The 14,660-nt window shown below is 69.2% G+C and carries 12 protein-coding genes; 1 reads left to right on the top strand and 11 read right to left on the bottom strand.

The window, feature by feature from the left end:
* Positions 1-11 precede the first annotated feature (11 nt).
* The 11 genes from P1J78_RS00565 to chvE form a co-directional block, all read right to left on the bottom strand.
* Positions 12-410, bottom strand: a complete 399-nt coding sequence (locus P1J78_RS00565; RefSeq protein ID WP_275565356.1) for a DUF1622 domain-containing protein — start codon at positions 408-410, stop codon at positions 12-14.
* 3 nt (positions 411-413) lie between these two features.
* Positions 414-1,574 (bottom strand): isovaleryl-CoA dehydrogenase, encoded by a 1,161-nt coding sequence (locus tag P1J78_RS00560; protein ID WP_275565355.1) that lies wholly within the window; start codon positions 1,572-1,574, stop codon positions 414-416.
* A gap of 222 nt (positions 1,575-1,796) precedes the next feature.
* Positions 1,797-3,020 (bottom strand): DegT/DnrJ/EryC1/StrS family aminotransferase, encoded by a 1,224-nt coding sequence (locus P1J78_RS00555; RefSeq protein ID WP_275565354.1) that lies wholly within the window; start codon positions 3,018-3,020, stop codon positions 1,797-1,799.
* Positions 3,021-3,108: 88 nt separating this feature from the next.
* Complete coding sequence (locus P1J78_RS00550) at positions 3,109-4,389, bottom strand: NAD(P)/FAD-dependent oxidoreductase (protein ID WP_275565353.1); 1,281 nt, start codon at positions 4,387-4,389, stop codon at positions 3,109-3,111.
* A complete protein-coding gene (gene amaB, locus P1J78_RS00545; protein ID WP_275565352.1) occupies positions 4,379-5,878 on the bottom strand; it encodes an L-piperidine-6-carboxylate dehydrogenase in 1,500 nt (499 codons plus the stop codon). The genes P1J78_RS00550 and amaB overlap by 11 nt, the downstream gene beginning before the upstream one ends.
* Positions 5,879-5,978: 100 nt before the next feature.
* A complete protein-coding gene (locus tag P1J78_RS00540) occupies positions 5,979-6,896 on the bottom strand; it encodes a dihydrodipicolinate synthase family protein (RefSeq protein WP_275565351.1) in 918 nt (305 codons plus the stop codon).
* 20 nt (positions 6,897-6,916) lie between these two features.
* The gene (locus tag P1J78_RS00535) at positions 6,917-7,852 is read right to left on the bottom strand and encodes a Gfo/Idh/MocA family protein (protein ID WP_275565350.1); all 936 of its coding nucleotides are present in this window, start codon (positions 7,850-7,852) and stop codon (positions 6,917-6,919) included.
* The gene (gene araD, locus P1J78_RS00530; protein WP_275565349.1) at positions 7,852-9,594 is read right to left on the bottom strand and encodes an L-arabinonate dehydratase; all 1,743 of its coding nucleotides are present in this window, start codon (positions 9,592-9,594) and stop codon (positions 7,852-7,854) included. Before araD ends, P1J78_RS00535 begins: the two co-directional genes overlap by 1 nt.
* Before the next feature lie 83 nt (positions 9,595-9,677).
* Positions 9,678-10,889, bottom strand: coding sequence for a multiple monosaccharide ABC transporter permease (mmsB, locus tag P1J78_RS00525; RefSeq protein ID WP_374213123.1), 1,212 nt, complete (start codon positions 10,887-10,889; stop codon positions 9,678-9,680).
* A gap of 10 nt (positions 10,890-10,899) precedes the next feature.
* Positions 10,900-12,420: a multiple monosaccharide ABC transporter ATP-binding protein gene (mmsA, locus tag P1J78_RS00520; protein ID WP_275565348.1), complete on the bottom strand. Its 1,521-nt coding sequence runs from the start codon at positions 12,418-12,420 to the stop codon at positions 10,900-10,902.
* Between the two features lie 62 nt (positions 12,421-12,482).
* Positions 12,483-13,547, bottom strand: coding sequence for a multiple monosaccharide ABC transporter substrate-binding protein (gene chvE / locus P1J78_RS00515; protein WP_275565347.1), 1,065 nt, complete (start codon positions 13,545-13,547; stop codon positions 12,483-12,485).
* Between the two features lie 167 nt (positions 13,548-13,714).
* Here chvE and P1J78_RS00510 point away from each other — a divergent pair, with 167 nt between their 5' ends.
* Complete coding sequence (locus P1J78_RS00510; protein ID WP_275565346.1) at positions 13,715-14,638, top strand: LysR substrate-binding domain-containing protein; 924 nt, start codon at positions 13,715-13,717, stop codon at positions 14,636-14,638.
* Positions 14,639-14,660 lie beyond the last annotated feature (22 nt).

Genomic DNA, 14,660 nt, shown 5'->3' with positions numbered 1-14,660 from the left:
CACCTCCGGTATCAGCTCCCCAGCTCGCGCTTCAGCTGATCGAGCTCGCGGTCAAGGAAATAGGACGTGATCGACCGGATGATGACAAGCAGAAGCAGGAACAGCAGGTCCGAAAAGGCGAGACTCAGCGCGGTGTGGATCACGTCCGACACGATGAACAGCTCCAGCCCCGCCAGGATATAGCGCCCCAGTTCGATCCGCCGCCGGTTGGTGCGCTGCACCCGCGTCTCGCTGTCGCTCAGCTCGGCCCGCATGACGCCGAGGATGAAGCGCACCGCGCCGATCAGCAGCAGAAGGATCGCGAACAGGTCGATGATGGAGGCCGCCCATTCCAGCAGATGCACGATCCACGCCAGCTCGCCATGCAGCACCCCGCCGGCCTGCGTCTCCATGTCGATCAGCGACTCCATGGCTTACATGCTGGCCATCATCTCCCGTCCGATCAACATCCGCCGGATCTCGCTGGTGCCCGCGCCGATCTCCATCAGCTTGGCGTCGCGGAAGATCCGCGCCACGCCCGCGTCGTTCAGGAACCCCGCACCGCCCATCGCCTGCACCGCCTGATGCGCCACCTTCATCGCCTCCTCGCTGGCATAGAGCACGCAGGCCGCGGCGTCCTGCCGCGTCACCTCGCCCCGGTCGCAAGCCTTCGCCACCTCGTAGACATAGGCGCGGCCGGTGTTCATCGCAGTGTACATGTCGGCGATCTTGCCCTGCATCAGCTGAAAATTCCCGATCGGCTGGCCGAACTGCCGGCGCTCGGCGACATAGGGCATCACCTCGTCCAGGCAGGCCGCCATGATCCCGGTGCCGATCCCCGACAGCACCACCCGCTCGTAATCGAGCCCCGACATCAGCACCCGCGCGCCCTTGCCCTCCTCGCCCAGGACGTTGTCGAACGGCACCTCGACATCGTCGAAGATCAGCTCGGCGGTGTTCGACCCGCGCATCCCCAGCTTGTCGAAATGCGGGCTGGTGGAGAAGCCGGCCATCTCCTTTTCGATCAGGAACGCCGTGATCCCCTTCGAGCCGGCCTCGGGGTCGGTCTTGGCATAGACCACCAGCACGTCGGCATCCGGGCCGTTGGTGATCCAGTATTTCGTCCCGTTCAGCACATAGCGGTCGTTGCGCTTCTCCGCCCGCAGCTTCATCGACACCACGTCCGACCCGGCCCCCGCCTCGGACATCGCCAGCGCGCCGACATGCGCGCCCGTGATCAGCCGTGGCAGATACCGCTCGCGCTGCGCTGGGCTGCCGTTCAGCCGGATCTGGTTCACGCAGAGGTTCGAATGCGCACCATAGCTCAGCGACACGCTGGCCGAGGCGCGGGCCACCTCTTCCACCGCGACGACATGGGCCAGATAGCCCATCGCGGCGCCGCCGTATTCCTCCTCGACGGTGATCCCCAGAAGCCCCAGCTCGCCCATCTCGCGCCAGAGCTCGGGCGGAAAGGCGTTGTCGGCGTCGATCCGCGCGGCCATCGGCTTCAGCCGCTCCTGCGCCCAGCGATGCACTGCCTCGCGCAGCGCATTCACCTCCTCGCCCAGATCGAACCGCATGGATGCGTTGAACATGCCCGCTCCTCCCGTTTCGCAACTGCTACCCCGCGCCCCGGAAACGGTCAACAAAGCGAAGGGCCGGCACGCCGCAGCGCCCCGCCCCAGGCTTCTTCTCGTTCATAAATACGCACCGGGCCGGCCATCCATCGAGCCGCCAGCGGTTCGAACCCGATCGAGGACGGAGGCGACGCCGCCACCGGATCGGGCCACAGATGTTTCCCAAGTCCCTGTAATGTTTCAGGTCCCGGCGGAGACCCGCGCATCCGCCGACTGGTACTGCCGCCCGACCTCCTGCGCGATGATCCGCGCGATCAACGCACAGTCCTCGACCGAAAAGGTCAGCGGGATCCGCATGTCCATCAGCCCCGCCAGCACCCGGTCGGTCTGCGGCAGCGGCGCGGGCGCGGCATAGCGCCAGGAATCGTAGCGCGAGGTGAAGGCCACGGGCTCGGCCGCGCCGAACCATTTCAGCTCGACCCCGCGCGCGGCGCAGCGGGCCAGGACGGCGCCGATATCCTCCGGCGACCAGTCCGGCAGCAGGAACTGGATCGAGGAGCCGACGAAGCGCTCGCGCGCCGGCCGCTCGATCACCTGCAATCCGGCGGTGCCGCGCAGCCCCGCCTCCACGGCGCGGTAGCGCTCGGTCCAGCGGTCGCATTGCTGCGCCAGAGCGGGCAGCTGCGCCCGCAGGATCGCGGCGCGCAGGTTATCCATGCGCCCCGACATGTTCGGCGTCTCCCAGCGCAGCTCGGCATAGGCCGCCGCGCCCGGCGCCGCGAGGTGACGCTCGTAGAGCATGTAGGAGCCCGACAGCACCACCGCGCGCGCCATCACCTCCGGGTTGTCGGTGATCAGGAACCCGCCCTCGCCGGAATTCAGGTGCTTGTAGGTCTGTGTCGAATAGCAGGCCACCCGCCCGTGCCGCCCCGACGGCACCCCGTCCCATTCCGCCCCCATGGTGTGGGCGCAGTCCTCCACGACCGTGACCCCGGCGCGGTCGCAGATCTCCATCAGCCGCCCCATGTCGCAGATATGGCCGCGCATGTGGCTCAAAAGCAGGACGCGCGCGCCGCTGGCGGCGATCTTCTCGGTCAGGTCGTCCAGATCCAGCGTCAGGCTCTCGGTCACCTCGACGAAGACCGGCACCGCGCCGACATTGGCGATCGCTCCGGGGACCGGTGCCAACGTGAAGGCGTTCGACAGCACCGCCTCGCCGGGCGTCACGCCCACCGCGCGCAGCGCGCAGGCCATGGCATAGCCGCCCGACGTGACCGCGAGGCAGTAATCGGCGCCGGTGAAGGCCGCGAACTCCTGCTCCAGCCGCGCCGCCTCGGCGGTCTCGCCCTCGGCCACGTTGTAGCGGTGCAGCCGCCCGTGCCGCATCACGTCGACGGCGGCGGCGATGCCCGCCTCCGGGATCGGCTCCTGCTGGGTGAAGCTGCCTGTGAACCGCTCGTCCATGGCGCGACATTGGGCGCCCGCCCGCGCGGCGTCAATGCCCGGCGGGCCCCGGGCACACGCCCCGGACCGCACCGGGAGCCGTCCCGCGCTACCGGAACGGCGCCGGGCGCGTCGCGTGGGTCAGAAGCGCGCCGGCCTCGTAATAGGCGCTGCGCAGGCCGGTCAGGCGCTCGGAATGGGCCGCCACGGGCGCGACCGGAAGCCCCTCCTCCGAGCCCGTCAGCAGGGCCCGCGCCGCCGCCGCACCGAACACCGTTCCGGGGCCGATGCCGCGGCCGGAATAGCCGTAGACGGCCAGCGCCCGCGGCCCGAAGGCGACGATCCTGGGCAGGTGGTCGGAGGTCATCGCGATGCGGCCGGTCCAGGCGTGCTCGAACGGAACCTGCGCCAGCCGCGGAAACAGCTGCTTCAGCTTGCGCCGCGCCCAGGCCGCGTGGACGGCGCCCGCCGGCCCCGCGCGGTTGCCGATGGCGCCCAGGATCAGCCGGCCCGCCTGGTCGGTGCGAAAGGCGTTCATCACCAGCGCGGTGTCCCAACAGCCCTCGCCGCCCTCCAGAAGCCCGGCGCGGTCGCGCTCGGACAGCGGCGCGGTGGCGAATTGCGAGAAATGCACCGTCGTGAACCGCGGCCGCACGGCGGGACCGAGCGCGCGGTGGTAGGCATTCGTCGCGACCAGCACGGCGCCGGCGCGGATACTCCGGCCGTTCGCCGTGAGCCGCCAGCCGTCGCCGTCCCGCTCCAGCGCCGTTACCGGGCTCTGCCCGTGGAGCCGCGCCCCGGCCGCCTGCGCCGCGCGGGCGAGGCCCAGGCAATAGGCCAATGGCTGAACCGTCCCGGCGCGCGGATCGAACAGCGCGCCGACATAGCCCGCCGCGCCGGTATGCCGCGCGGTCTCGTCCGCGTCCAGCAGCGAAACCGGCGCGCCGAAACGGTTGCCCTGCCGAAACCGGTCTTGCAGGTCGCGCAGCCCGGCCGGAGCATGGGCGCAGTGCAGCGTACCGTTGCGCGTGGCCTCGCAGTCGATGCCGTGCCGCGCGATCAGCTCGAAGACGCGCGCCGGCGCCTCCGCCAGCACCTCGATCAGCCGGCGGCCCGCCGCCGCGCCCATCGCGGCGCAGATGTCGTCCGGCGGCATCCACAGCCCGGCATTGACCAGCCCGACATTGCGCCCCGACCCGCCATGGCCGACATGCTCGGCCTCCAGCAGGCAGACCGAGGCGCCGTGCCCCGCCGCCGCCAGCGCCGCCGAACAGCCGGTGAAGCCGCCGCCGACGATGGCCAGATCCACGGCCGCGTCGGCGGCGAGCGGCGGGGCCTCGACCCTCTCGCGAACGCTCGCCCGCCAGAGCGCGCCCGTGTCAGATGTCAAACTTGACGCCCTGCGCCAGCGGCAGTTCCGTCGAGAAGTTCACGGTGCTGGTCTGGCGCCGCATATAGCCCTTCCAGGCGTCCGAGCCGCTCTCGCGCCCGCCGCCGGTGGCCTTCTCGCCCCCGAAGGCGCCGCCGATCTCCGCCCCGGACGGGCCGATATTGACGTTGGCGATGCCGCAGTCGGAGCCGACGGCCGACAGGAACGTCTCCGCCTCGCGCAGGTCGAGCGTGAAGATGCAGGAGGACAGGCCCTGCGGCACGTCGTTGTGCATGGCGATGGCGTCGGACAGATCCTCGTAGCCCATCACGTAGAGGATCGGCGCGAAGGTCTCCTCGCGCACCGTGTCGGTCTGCTCCGGCATCTCGACGATGGCCGGCGCGGCATAGGCGCCGCCCGCCGGCACGCCCTCCGTCACCGGGGCGCCGCCATGGACGGTGCCGCCCTCGGATTTCGCCTGCGCCAGTACCTCCTGCATCCGGTCGACCGCGCCCGCGTCGATCAGCGGGCCGACCAGCGTGCCGTCCTCGCGTGGGTCGCCGATGGGCAGGCTCGCATAGGCCGTGGCCAGCGTCTTCACCAGATCGTCCTTGATCGAGTCGTGCACGATCAGCCGGCGCAGCGAGGTACAGCGCTGGCCCGCCGTGCCGACGGCCGAGAAGACGATGGCGCGGACGGCCATGTCGAGGTCCGCCGAGGGCGCCACGATCATCGCGTTGTTGCCGCCGAGCTCCAGGATCGGCTTGCCGAAGCGCCCGGTCACCTTGGGCCCGACGATCTGCCCCATCCGGGTGGAGCCGGTGGCCGAGACCACGGGGACATCCGGCGAGGTCGCCAGCGCATCGCCGATCTCCGGCCCGCCGATGGCCAGCTGGATCAGCCCGTCGGGCGCCTCGCCGAACCGCTCCATCGCGCGTTCCAGGATGCGGACGCAGGCCATCGCGGTCAGCGGCGTCTTTTCCGACGGCTTCCAGATCACCGGATCGCCGCAGGCCAGCGCGATGGCGGTGTTCCAGGCCCAGGGCGCGACCGGAAAGTTGAAGGCGGTTATCACGCCCACCGGCCCGATCGGGTGCCAGGTCTCGGCCATCCGGTGGCCGGGGCGCTCGGAGGCGATGGTCAGCCCGTAGAGCTGGCGCGACAGGCCCACGGCGAAGTCGCAGATGTCGATCATCTCCTGCACCTCGCCAAGGCCTTCCGAGGTGATCTTGCCCGCCTCCAGCGTGACGATGGCGCCGAGGTCGTCCTTGGCCTTCCTCAGTTCCTCGCCGAACAGGCGGACCAATTCGCCCCGCTGCGGGGCCGGCGTGCGGCGCCAGGCGTCGAAGGCGGCCTTCGACTTGGCGATGATCGCGGGCATGTCGCTGGCCGGGGTCTGGTGGACCTTGGCGATCTCGGCCCCGTCGATGGGCGAGCGCACGGTCAGCGTGCCGCCGGTCAGTTCGGTCTCGCTCAGGCCGGCCGCGCGAAGGTGGTCGATTGTGTGCATCGGGTCTCTCCTGTCCGGTTGCGGCGTCTGCCCCGAGTGTAACGGCGCAGCCCGCAAAGACCAGCCGGCGCGACCTTTCCCCGACGGCGCCCGGCCGCGGCTACTTGCCCCAGCGCAGCGCGGTCAGGTCCAGCTCCCGCGCCAGCTCCAGGAGCCGCGCCTTGGTGCGCGGCGACATCGGCTTCTGCGGGTGGCGCACGTGGTCCGAGCCGATCACGCCGCCCTCGGCATAGACCGTCTTGCAGGCGCGCAGGCCGCATTGCCGGTTCTCGTGGTTGATCAGCGGCAGGCACTTGCGCCACTGGTCGTAGGCCGCGTCCTTGTCGCCCGCGAGGTAGTGGGTGACGATCGGGCGGATGTGCTCGGGGAACATCCCCGAGGTCATCGTGGCGGTGCAGCCGGCGTCGAGGTCGGCCAGCAGCGTCACCGCCTCCTCGCCGTCCCAGGGGCCGAGGATATGCTCGCCCCCCGCCTCGATCAGCGCGGCCAGCTTGTCGGCGGCGAACGGGCACTCGATCTTGAAGTAGCCCACGTTCTCCAGCTCTTTCGCCATGCGCACCAGCAGCGGCACCGGAAGGTTGACGCCCGACAACGGCGCGTCCTGCACCATGATCGGGATCGAGATCGCGTCCGAGACGTCGCGGAAATGCTCGTAGATGCCGGTCTCGTCGGCCTTGAGCCCCGCCCCGTGATAGGGCGGCATCATCATGATCATCGCCGCGCCCAGGGACTCGGCCGCCTTCGCCCGCTCCACGGCGATGCCGGTGGAATAGTGGCTCGTGGTCACGATCACCGGAACGCGGCCGGCGACATGCTCCAGGCTGATACGCATCAGCGTCTCGCGTTCGGCGTCGGACAGCACGAACTGCTCGGAGTAGTTGGCGAGAATGCAGATCGCGTCGACGCCCTGGTCGATCAGGCAGTCGAGCACACGGCGCATGCCGTCCTCGTCCACCCGGCCGTCGGCGTGGAACGGCGTGGGGGCGACGGGGAGGATTCCGGTCAGGGGCTGGGTCATGGCTATCCTTTCTCTCGGGCTCACCAGTTGAAGGCGGCGCCGGTGGTGCGGCGGCCGAGCGTGAAGGCGTCGGCCACATGGCGCATCGGCGACAGGTCGACGTCGGAGGCGCCGGCGGCGAGCAGGTCGGCGAAGCGGGCGTAGAGCGCGGGATACTCGCCCTCAAGCTCCGGGCCGGCATGGGCCGAGGTCTCGACCCCGTTGATCGACAGCCGCGCGCCGCCCTCGCTGAGAAGCGCATAGCCCGCGTCGGTGTCGATATGCATGTCCCATTCCGGGCTGCCCTCCTTCAGCCAGTCGAAGGCGGCGCGCAGGTCGGTGCCGCGGCCGTCGGCGAAGGTCAGGTCGGCCGCGACAGGCGTGTCGCGGTTCTCCGGAAAGCGCAGGTCGGCGCGGGTCAGGTGCAGCGGATGCGGATAGATCGCCGTCAGGATCGACAGCGCGTTGATGCCGGGGTCGAACACGCCGAGACCGCCGGGCTCCCAGATCCAGTCCTGCCCGGGATGCCAGTGGCGCACGTCCTCCTTCCAGCGGATCTCCAGCCGCCGGATCGTCTGGTTCGCCAGCCAGTCGCGCGCGGCCGAGACGGCGGGGGCGTGGCGCGAGTGCCAGGTGGCGAACAGGGTCAGCCCCTTCGCCTCGGCCAGCGCCGCGAGGTCGTGCACCTCCGACAGCGTCGCGCCCGGCGGCTTTTCCAGCATCACGTGCCGCCCCGCCTCCAGCGCCCGGCGCGCGTCATCGTAGCGCACATGCGGCGGGGTGCAGAGCGAGATGCAGGGAATGTCGGGGCGCTCGGCCAGCAGCGACGCAAGGTCGGGATAGGCGTCGATGCCCTCCACCGTGCCGTGGCGGCTGGCGGTGGCGGCCAGCTCGAAGGCGGCGCTGGCGGCGAGCGAGGGGATGTGCTGGTCGCGGGCGATCTTGCCGATGCCGACCAGGGCGATCTTCTTGCTCATCAGTGGGAGTCCTTGGGTACGGCCGCGCCGCGGCAGCCCTTGAGGAAGTCGAAGTCGGCGCCGGTATCGGCCCCCTCGACATGGTCGTAGAACATCCGGGCATAGCCGCTTTCGGGCGGCGCCTCGGGACAGGTCCAGGCGGCGAGGCGGCGGGCGATCTCGTCGTCGGGCACGTCCAGGTGGATGCGGCGCGCGGCGACGTCGATCTCGATCATGTCGCCGTCCTGCACGATGGCCAGCGGCCCGCCCCGCGCCGCCTCGGGCGAGGTGTGCAGGACCACGGTGCCATAGGCTGTGCCGGACATCCGCGCGTCCGAGATGCGGACCATGTCGGTGATGCCCTTGCGCAGCACCTTGGGCGGCAGGCCCATATTGCCGACCTCGGACATGCCGGGATAGCCGCGGGGGCCGCACATCTTCAGCACCATGATGCAGGTCTCGTCGATGTCGAGCGCGTCGTCGGCGATCTTCGCCTTGTAGTCGTCGATATCCTCGAACACCACCGCCCGGCCCCGGTGCTGCATCAGCTCGGGCGAGGCGGCCGAGGGCTTCACCACCGCGCCGTCGGGGGCGAGATTGCCGCGCAGCACCGCGATGCCGCCCTGCGCCGTCAGCGCCCGGTCCACCGGGCGGATCACGTCCTCGTTCCAGTTGACGACCTCGGCGACCTCGTCCCAGATCGTGGCGCCGGAGACCGTCAGCGCGTCCTTGTGCAGCTGCCCCCCCTCGCCCAGCCGCTTCAGCACGACCGGCAGGCCGCCGGCATAGAAGAACTCCTCCATCAGGTACTTGCCCGAGGGCTGCAGGTTCACGATGGTCGGCACGTCGCGGCCCAGCCGGTCCCAGTCGTCCAGCGTCAGGTCGACGCCGGCGCGCCCGGCGATGGCCATCAGGTGGATGACCGCGTTGGTCGACCCGCCGATGGCGCCGTTGGTGCGGATCGCGTTCTCGAACGCCTGGCGGGTCATCACGTCGGAGGGCTTCAGGTCGTCCTTGACCATCTGCACGATGCGCCGGCCGCTGATCTGCGCCATCACCCGGCGCCGGGCGTCCACCGCCGGGATCGCCGCGTTGCCGGACAGCGCCATGCCCAGCGCCTCGGCCATGCTGGCCATGGTGCTGGCGGTGCCCATGGTGTTGCAGGTGCCCGACGAGCGGGTGACGGCGGCCTCGGCCTCGACGAAATCCTCCTGGGTCATCTCGCCGGCCTTCACCGCCTCGGAGAACTTCCAAAGGTGGGTGCCGGCGCCGACCCGCTCGCCCCGGAACCAGCCGTTCAGCATCGGCCCGCCGGTGACGACGATCGAGGGGATGTCGGTCGAGGCCGCGCCCATCATCAGCGAGGGCGTGGTCTTGTCGCAGCCCACCAGCAGCACGGCGCCGTCGATCGGCTGGGCGCGCATCGTCTCCTCGACCGCCAGCGCGGCGAGGTTGCGGTACATCATGGCGGTGGGGCGGTAGGTGTTCTCGGACGCCGAGAAGACCGGCACTTCCAGCGGGAAGCCCCCGGCCTCCCACACGCCGGCCTTCACCTTCTCGGCCAGCTCGCGCAGGTGGCCGTTGCAGGGGGTCAGGTCGGACCAGGTGTTCAGGATGCCGATGACCGGGCGGCCGTCGAACAGGTCGTGCGGGTAGCCCTGGTTCTTGAGCCAGCCGCGGTGATAGATCGAATCCCGCGACGTGCCGCCGTACCATTCCTGGGAACGCAGTTTCCGGGGCCACTCGGCCGGCTTGAAGCTCATTCTATCCTCCCGAGGGGGCGGTGGGCAGACTTGCCCACCCTACGGGGTCGCGCGGTGCGCGTAGGGCGGGCGATCCGGCCCCCTCACCCCTGTTTCTGCTTGTTGTAGACGTCGAAGATCACGGCGGCGAGCAGCACCAGGCCCTTGATGACCTGCTGATAGTCGATGCCGATACCCATGATCGACATGCCGTTGTTCATCACGCCCATGATGAAGGCGCCCACCACGGCGCCGACGATCTTGCCCACGCCGCCCGACATCGACGCGCCGCCGATGAACACGGCCGCGATCACGTCGAGCTCCAGCGCGAAGCCGGCCTTCGGCGTCGCCGTGTTCAGCCGCGCGGCAAAGACCAGGCCGGCCAGCGCCGCCAGAAAGCCCATGTTCACGAAGGTCAGGAAGGTCAGCCGCTCGGTCGCGATGCCCGACAGCTTCGCCGCCTTCCTGTTGCCGCCGAGGGCGTAGATGCGGCGGCCCAGCGTCGTCTGCTCGGTCACGAAGGCGTAGACGATGAACAGGATGCCCATGGTGATCAGCACGTTGGGCAGGCCGCGGAAGGTCGACAGCTTGTAGACCAGGAACATGAAGGCGCCGGCGACGATCAGGTTGCGCACGACGAAGAACGGCAGCGGCTCGTCCTCGATGCCGTATTCGGCGTTGCGAGCGCGCTTGCGCAGGCCGGCCCAGACGATGACCGCGACGCAGACGATGCCGACCGCGAGCGCCGTCACGTTCGGCCGGTCGACGCCGAACACGTCCGGGATGAACCCGGTGGAGAGCGACTGGAACGAGCGCGGGAACGGCCCGACCGACTGCCCCTCCAGAAGCCACAGCGACAGGCCGCGGAACACCAGCATGCCGGCGAGCGTCACGATGAAGGACGGAATCGCCCAGTAGGCCACCCAGTAGCCCTGCGCCGCGCCGATCACGAGGCCCATCGCGAGACAGGCGAGGATGGTCCAGAAGACCGGCACCTCCCAGTTCACGATCATCACCGCCGCGAGCGCGCCGATGAAGCCCATGACCGAGCCCACCGACAGGTCGATATTGCCGCCGACGATGACGATCAGCATCCCCAGCGCCATGATGACGATATAGCTGTTCTGCAGCACCAGGTTGGTGATGTTGATCGGCCGCATCAGCGTGCCGCCGGTGACGATCTGGAAGAAGATCATGATCGCGATCAGGGCGAAGAGCAGCCCGTATTCGCGCATGTGCCCGGCGAGGTAGTGCATCAGGCCCTTGCCGGCGGGGCGGGCCTCCTGGCCCTCCTCGTGGGAAACGGTCTCGGTCATCTCGGCCTCCCTAATCGGTGACGATGAGCGACATGATGCGCTCCTGGCTGGCTTCGGCGGCGTCCAGTTCGCCCACGAAGGTGCCCTCGTTCATGACGTATATCCGGTCGCACATGCCCAGAAGCTCGGGCATCTCCGACGAGATCATCAGCACGCCGCGGCCCTCGGCCGACAGCTCGTTGATGAGGTTGTAGATCTCGTATTTCGCGCCGACATCGATGCCGCGCGTCGGCTCGTCGAGGATCAGCATGTCGGGATTGGCGAACAGCCACTTCGACAGCACCACCTTCTGCTGGTTGCCGCCCGACAGGTTCACCACCCTCTGCATGACGCTGGGCGTGCGGATGCCCATCGCCTTGCGGTACTTCTCGGCGACCTTGGTCTCCTCGGCCTCGTTCAGCACGCCGGTGCGCGACACGCCGTCCAGATGCGACAGCGTGATGTTGGTGCGGATCGTCTCGTCCAGGATCAGGCCCAGTTCCTTGCGGTCCTCGGTGACATAGGCGAGCCCGGCGTCGATGGCGCGGGCCACGGTGGACAGGTCCGCCGGCTTGCCCCGGATCTTCGCCTCGCCGGAGATGTTGCGCCCGTAGGAGCGGCCGAACAGGCTCATCGCCAGTTCGGTGCGCCCCGACCCCATCAGCCCGGCGATGCCGACAACCTCGCCCGCGCGGACGTTGAAGCCGACGTCGTGGACGACCAGCCGGTCGGCGTGTTCGGGATGCGTCACCTGCCAGTCGGCGACCTCGAACAGCATCTCGCCCGCGTGGCGGGTCCGCTCGGGATAGCGCTGCGACATGTCGCGGCCGACCATGTCGCGCACGATCCGGTCCTCGGTGACCTCCTGGCCGCGCGCGTCGATGGTCGAGACGGTGGAGCCGTCGCGGATCACGGTGATCGTGTCGGCCACGCGGCGCACCTCGTTCAGCTTGTGGCTGATGATGATCGAGGTGACGCCCTGGGTCTTCAGCTCCAGGATCAGGTCGAGCAGCGCCTGGCTGTCGCCCTCGGACAGCGCCGCGGTCGGCTCGTCCAGGATCAAAAGGCGCACCTCCTTGGACAGCGCCTTGGCGATCTCAACCAGCTGCTGCTTGCCGACGCCGATCTTGTCGACCAGCGTGCCCGGCGCGTCCTTCAGCCCGACCCGCCGCAACAGCTCCTCGGAACGGCGGTAGGTCTCGTGCCAGTTCATCACGCCGCTCGTGGCGCGCTCGTTGCCCAGGAAGATGTTCTCGGCAATGGACAGAAGCGGCACCAGCGCCAGTTCCTGGTGGATGATGATGATGCCTTCGCGTTCGCTGTCGGCGATGCCGCCGAACTCGGCGGGGTTGCCGGCATAGAGGATGTCGCCCTCGTAGGACCCGTGGGGATAGACGCCCGAGAGCACCTTCATCAGGGTCGACTTGCCGGCGCCGTTCTCGCCGACGAGGGCGTGGATCTCGCCTTCGCGGACCTCGAGGTTGACCTGGTCCAGCGCCTTGACGCCCGGAAAGGTCTTGGTGATGCCGCGCATCTCCAGCAGTGCGCTCATGGGCCTCCCCCCTTCGATGCGCCCCGCCCGCGAACGCGGACGGGACCTGTGTCTCCGTTGGCTCAGAGATCTTCTTCGTCGTGGTAGCCGGAGTCGATCACGACTTCCTCGTAGTTGTCGGCATCCACCGCCACCGGCTCCAGCAGGTAGGAGGGGACGACCTTGACGCCGTTGTCATAGGTCTCGGTGTCGTTGATCTCGGGCTCGCTGCCCTGCAGGACGGCATCGACCATGCTGACGGTCACTTTCGCCAGTTCGCGGGTGTCCTTGAAGATGGTCGAATACTGCTCGCCCGCGATGATCGACTTGATCGAGGGCAGCTCGGCGTCCTGGCCGGTGACGATCGGCATCGGCAGGTCGCCCGAGCCGTAGCCCACGCCCTTCAGCGAGGACAGGATGCCGATGGACAGGCCGTCATAGGGCGACAGCACGCCATGGATCTGGGTGTCGGTGTAGTGCGCCGACAGCAGGTTATCCATGCGGGCCTGCGCCACCGCGCCGTCCCAGCGCAGGGTGCCGACCGTGTCCATGCCGCGCTGGCCGGACACGATGTTGATCTTGCCTTCCTCGATCATCGGGTCGAGCACGGACATGGCGCCATCATAGAAGAAATAGGCGTTGTTGTCGTCGGGCGAGCCGCCGAACAGCTCGACGTTCCAGGTGTCTTCGTCGGGGAAGCGCTCTTTCAGCCCCTTCACCAGCGAGTTGGCCTGCTGCACGCCGACCTTGAAGTTGTCGAAGGTGGCGTAATAGCTGACATGCTCGCTGTCGCGGATCAGGCGGTCGTAGGCGATGACCGGGATGTCCGAGTAATAGGCGTTCTCCAGCGCGTTCGACAGCGTGGTGCCGTCGATGGCCGCGATCACCAGCGCGTCGACGCCGTTGGTGATCATGTTCTCGACCTGCGCGAGCTGGTTCGGGATGTCGTCCTCGGCGTATTGCAGGATGGTGTCGTAGCCGGCCTCCTCGAACTGGGCGACCATGGATTCGCCGTCCGAGATCCAGCGGGCCGAGGACTTGGTGGGCATGGCGATGCCGATGGTGCCCTTGTCCTGGGCGATGGCCGGGGCCGCGAGCGCGGATACGCCAAGCGCCAGGGCCGCGAGCCCTGTGATCAATGTCTTCATGGGGTCCTCCCGTAGGCGCGGCGGCCCGGAACGGCACCGTCGCGCGATCGTTCAAGTTTCTAGCGGCACGCCGGACTGGCACGCCTGACTCCTCGGTAGTCGCCGATCTGTATGCAGGTCAAATGAGTATTCTTGCCATCTTCATACCATTAACGGTATGTTAGCGTATGACTGACCCCGTCTCGCGGCTGCAGCTCCGCCACTTCCGGCTGATCGGCGCGGTGGCCGAGCACGGCCAGCTCTCCGTCGCCGCCGACCACCTCGCGATGACCCAGCCCGCCGCCTCGCGCACGCTGGCCGAGACCGAGCGGCTGATCGGCGCGCCGCTGTTCGAGCGGCACGCCAAGGGGATGCGCCCGACGCCCGTGGGCGAGGTGATGGCGCGGCACGCCCGGCTGCTGCTGGGCGGGCTGGACCAGGCGGAAGCGGAACTGGGCGCCTTCCGCGCCGGCCGCTCCGGCACCGTGCGCGTCGGCGCGGTCACCGGCGCCGCCGTGGGTTTCGTCGTCCCCGCGATCCGCGCGCTGAAGCGCGAGGCGAACAACCCCGCGGTCCGGGTCGAGGTCGCGCCCAGCGTCGACCTGATGGACAGCCTCTTGAACGGCGATCTGGATTTCGTGCTGAGCCGGGTGCCCCGCGGCGTCGAGGTCGGCCGGCTGGAGGTGCTGCACGGCCGGGTGGAGCATCTGGCGCTGCTGGCCCGGTCGGGACATCCGCTCCTGCGGGAGACGGGGTTGCAGCTGAAGGACCTCGCCGGCTGCGCCTGGATCGCGCAGAAACAGGGGATGCCGATCCGCGAGGCGATCGAGCAGCGCCACGTGATCGCCGGCATCGACCCGCCGCAGGACGTGATCGAATCCTCTTCGCTGCTGATGACGCTGGCCTATCTGCACGGCTCCGACGCGATCTCGCCGGTCGCGCGCGAGGTGTCGGACCTGCTGGTCGGCACCGGATCGGGCGGCGTCGCGGAACTGCCGATGACCGAGCGGATCACCCTGTCGCCCTACCACCTGATCCGGCAGAAACGGATGCCGATCAGCCCGCTGGCGGGGCGGCTGCTGGAGCTGGTGCTGGAGCGGCTGACGGCATAGGCGACGGGGACCGAAGGCGACG

It is taken from the genome of Psychromarinibacter sediminicola (genome assembly GCF_029168335.1).
Taxonomy (GTDB): domain Bacteria; phylum Pseudomonadota; class Alphaproteobacteria; order Rhodobacterales; family Rhodobacteraceae; genus Psychromarinibacter; species Psychromarinibacter sediminicola.
The sequence above is the reverse complement of the archived record's forward strand: the minus strand, read 5'-3'. Positions and strand labels throughout refer to the sequence as shown.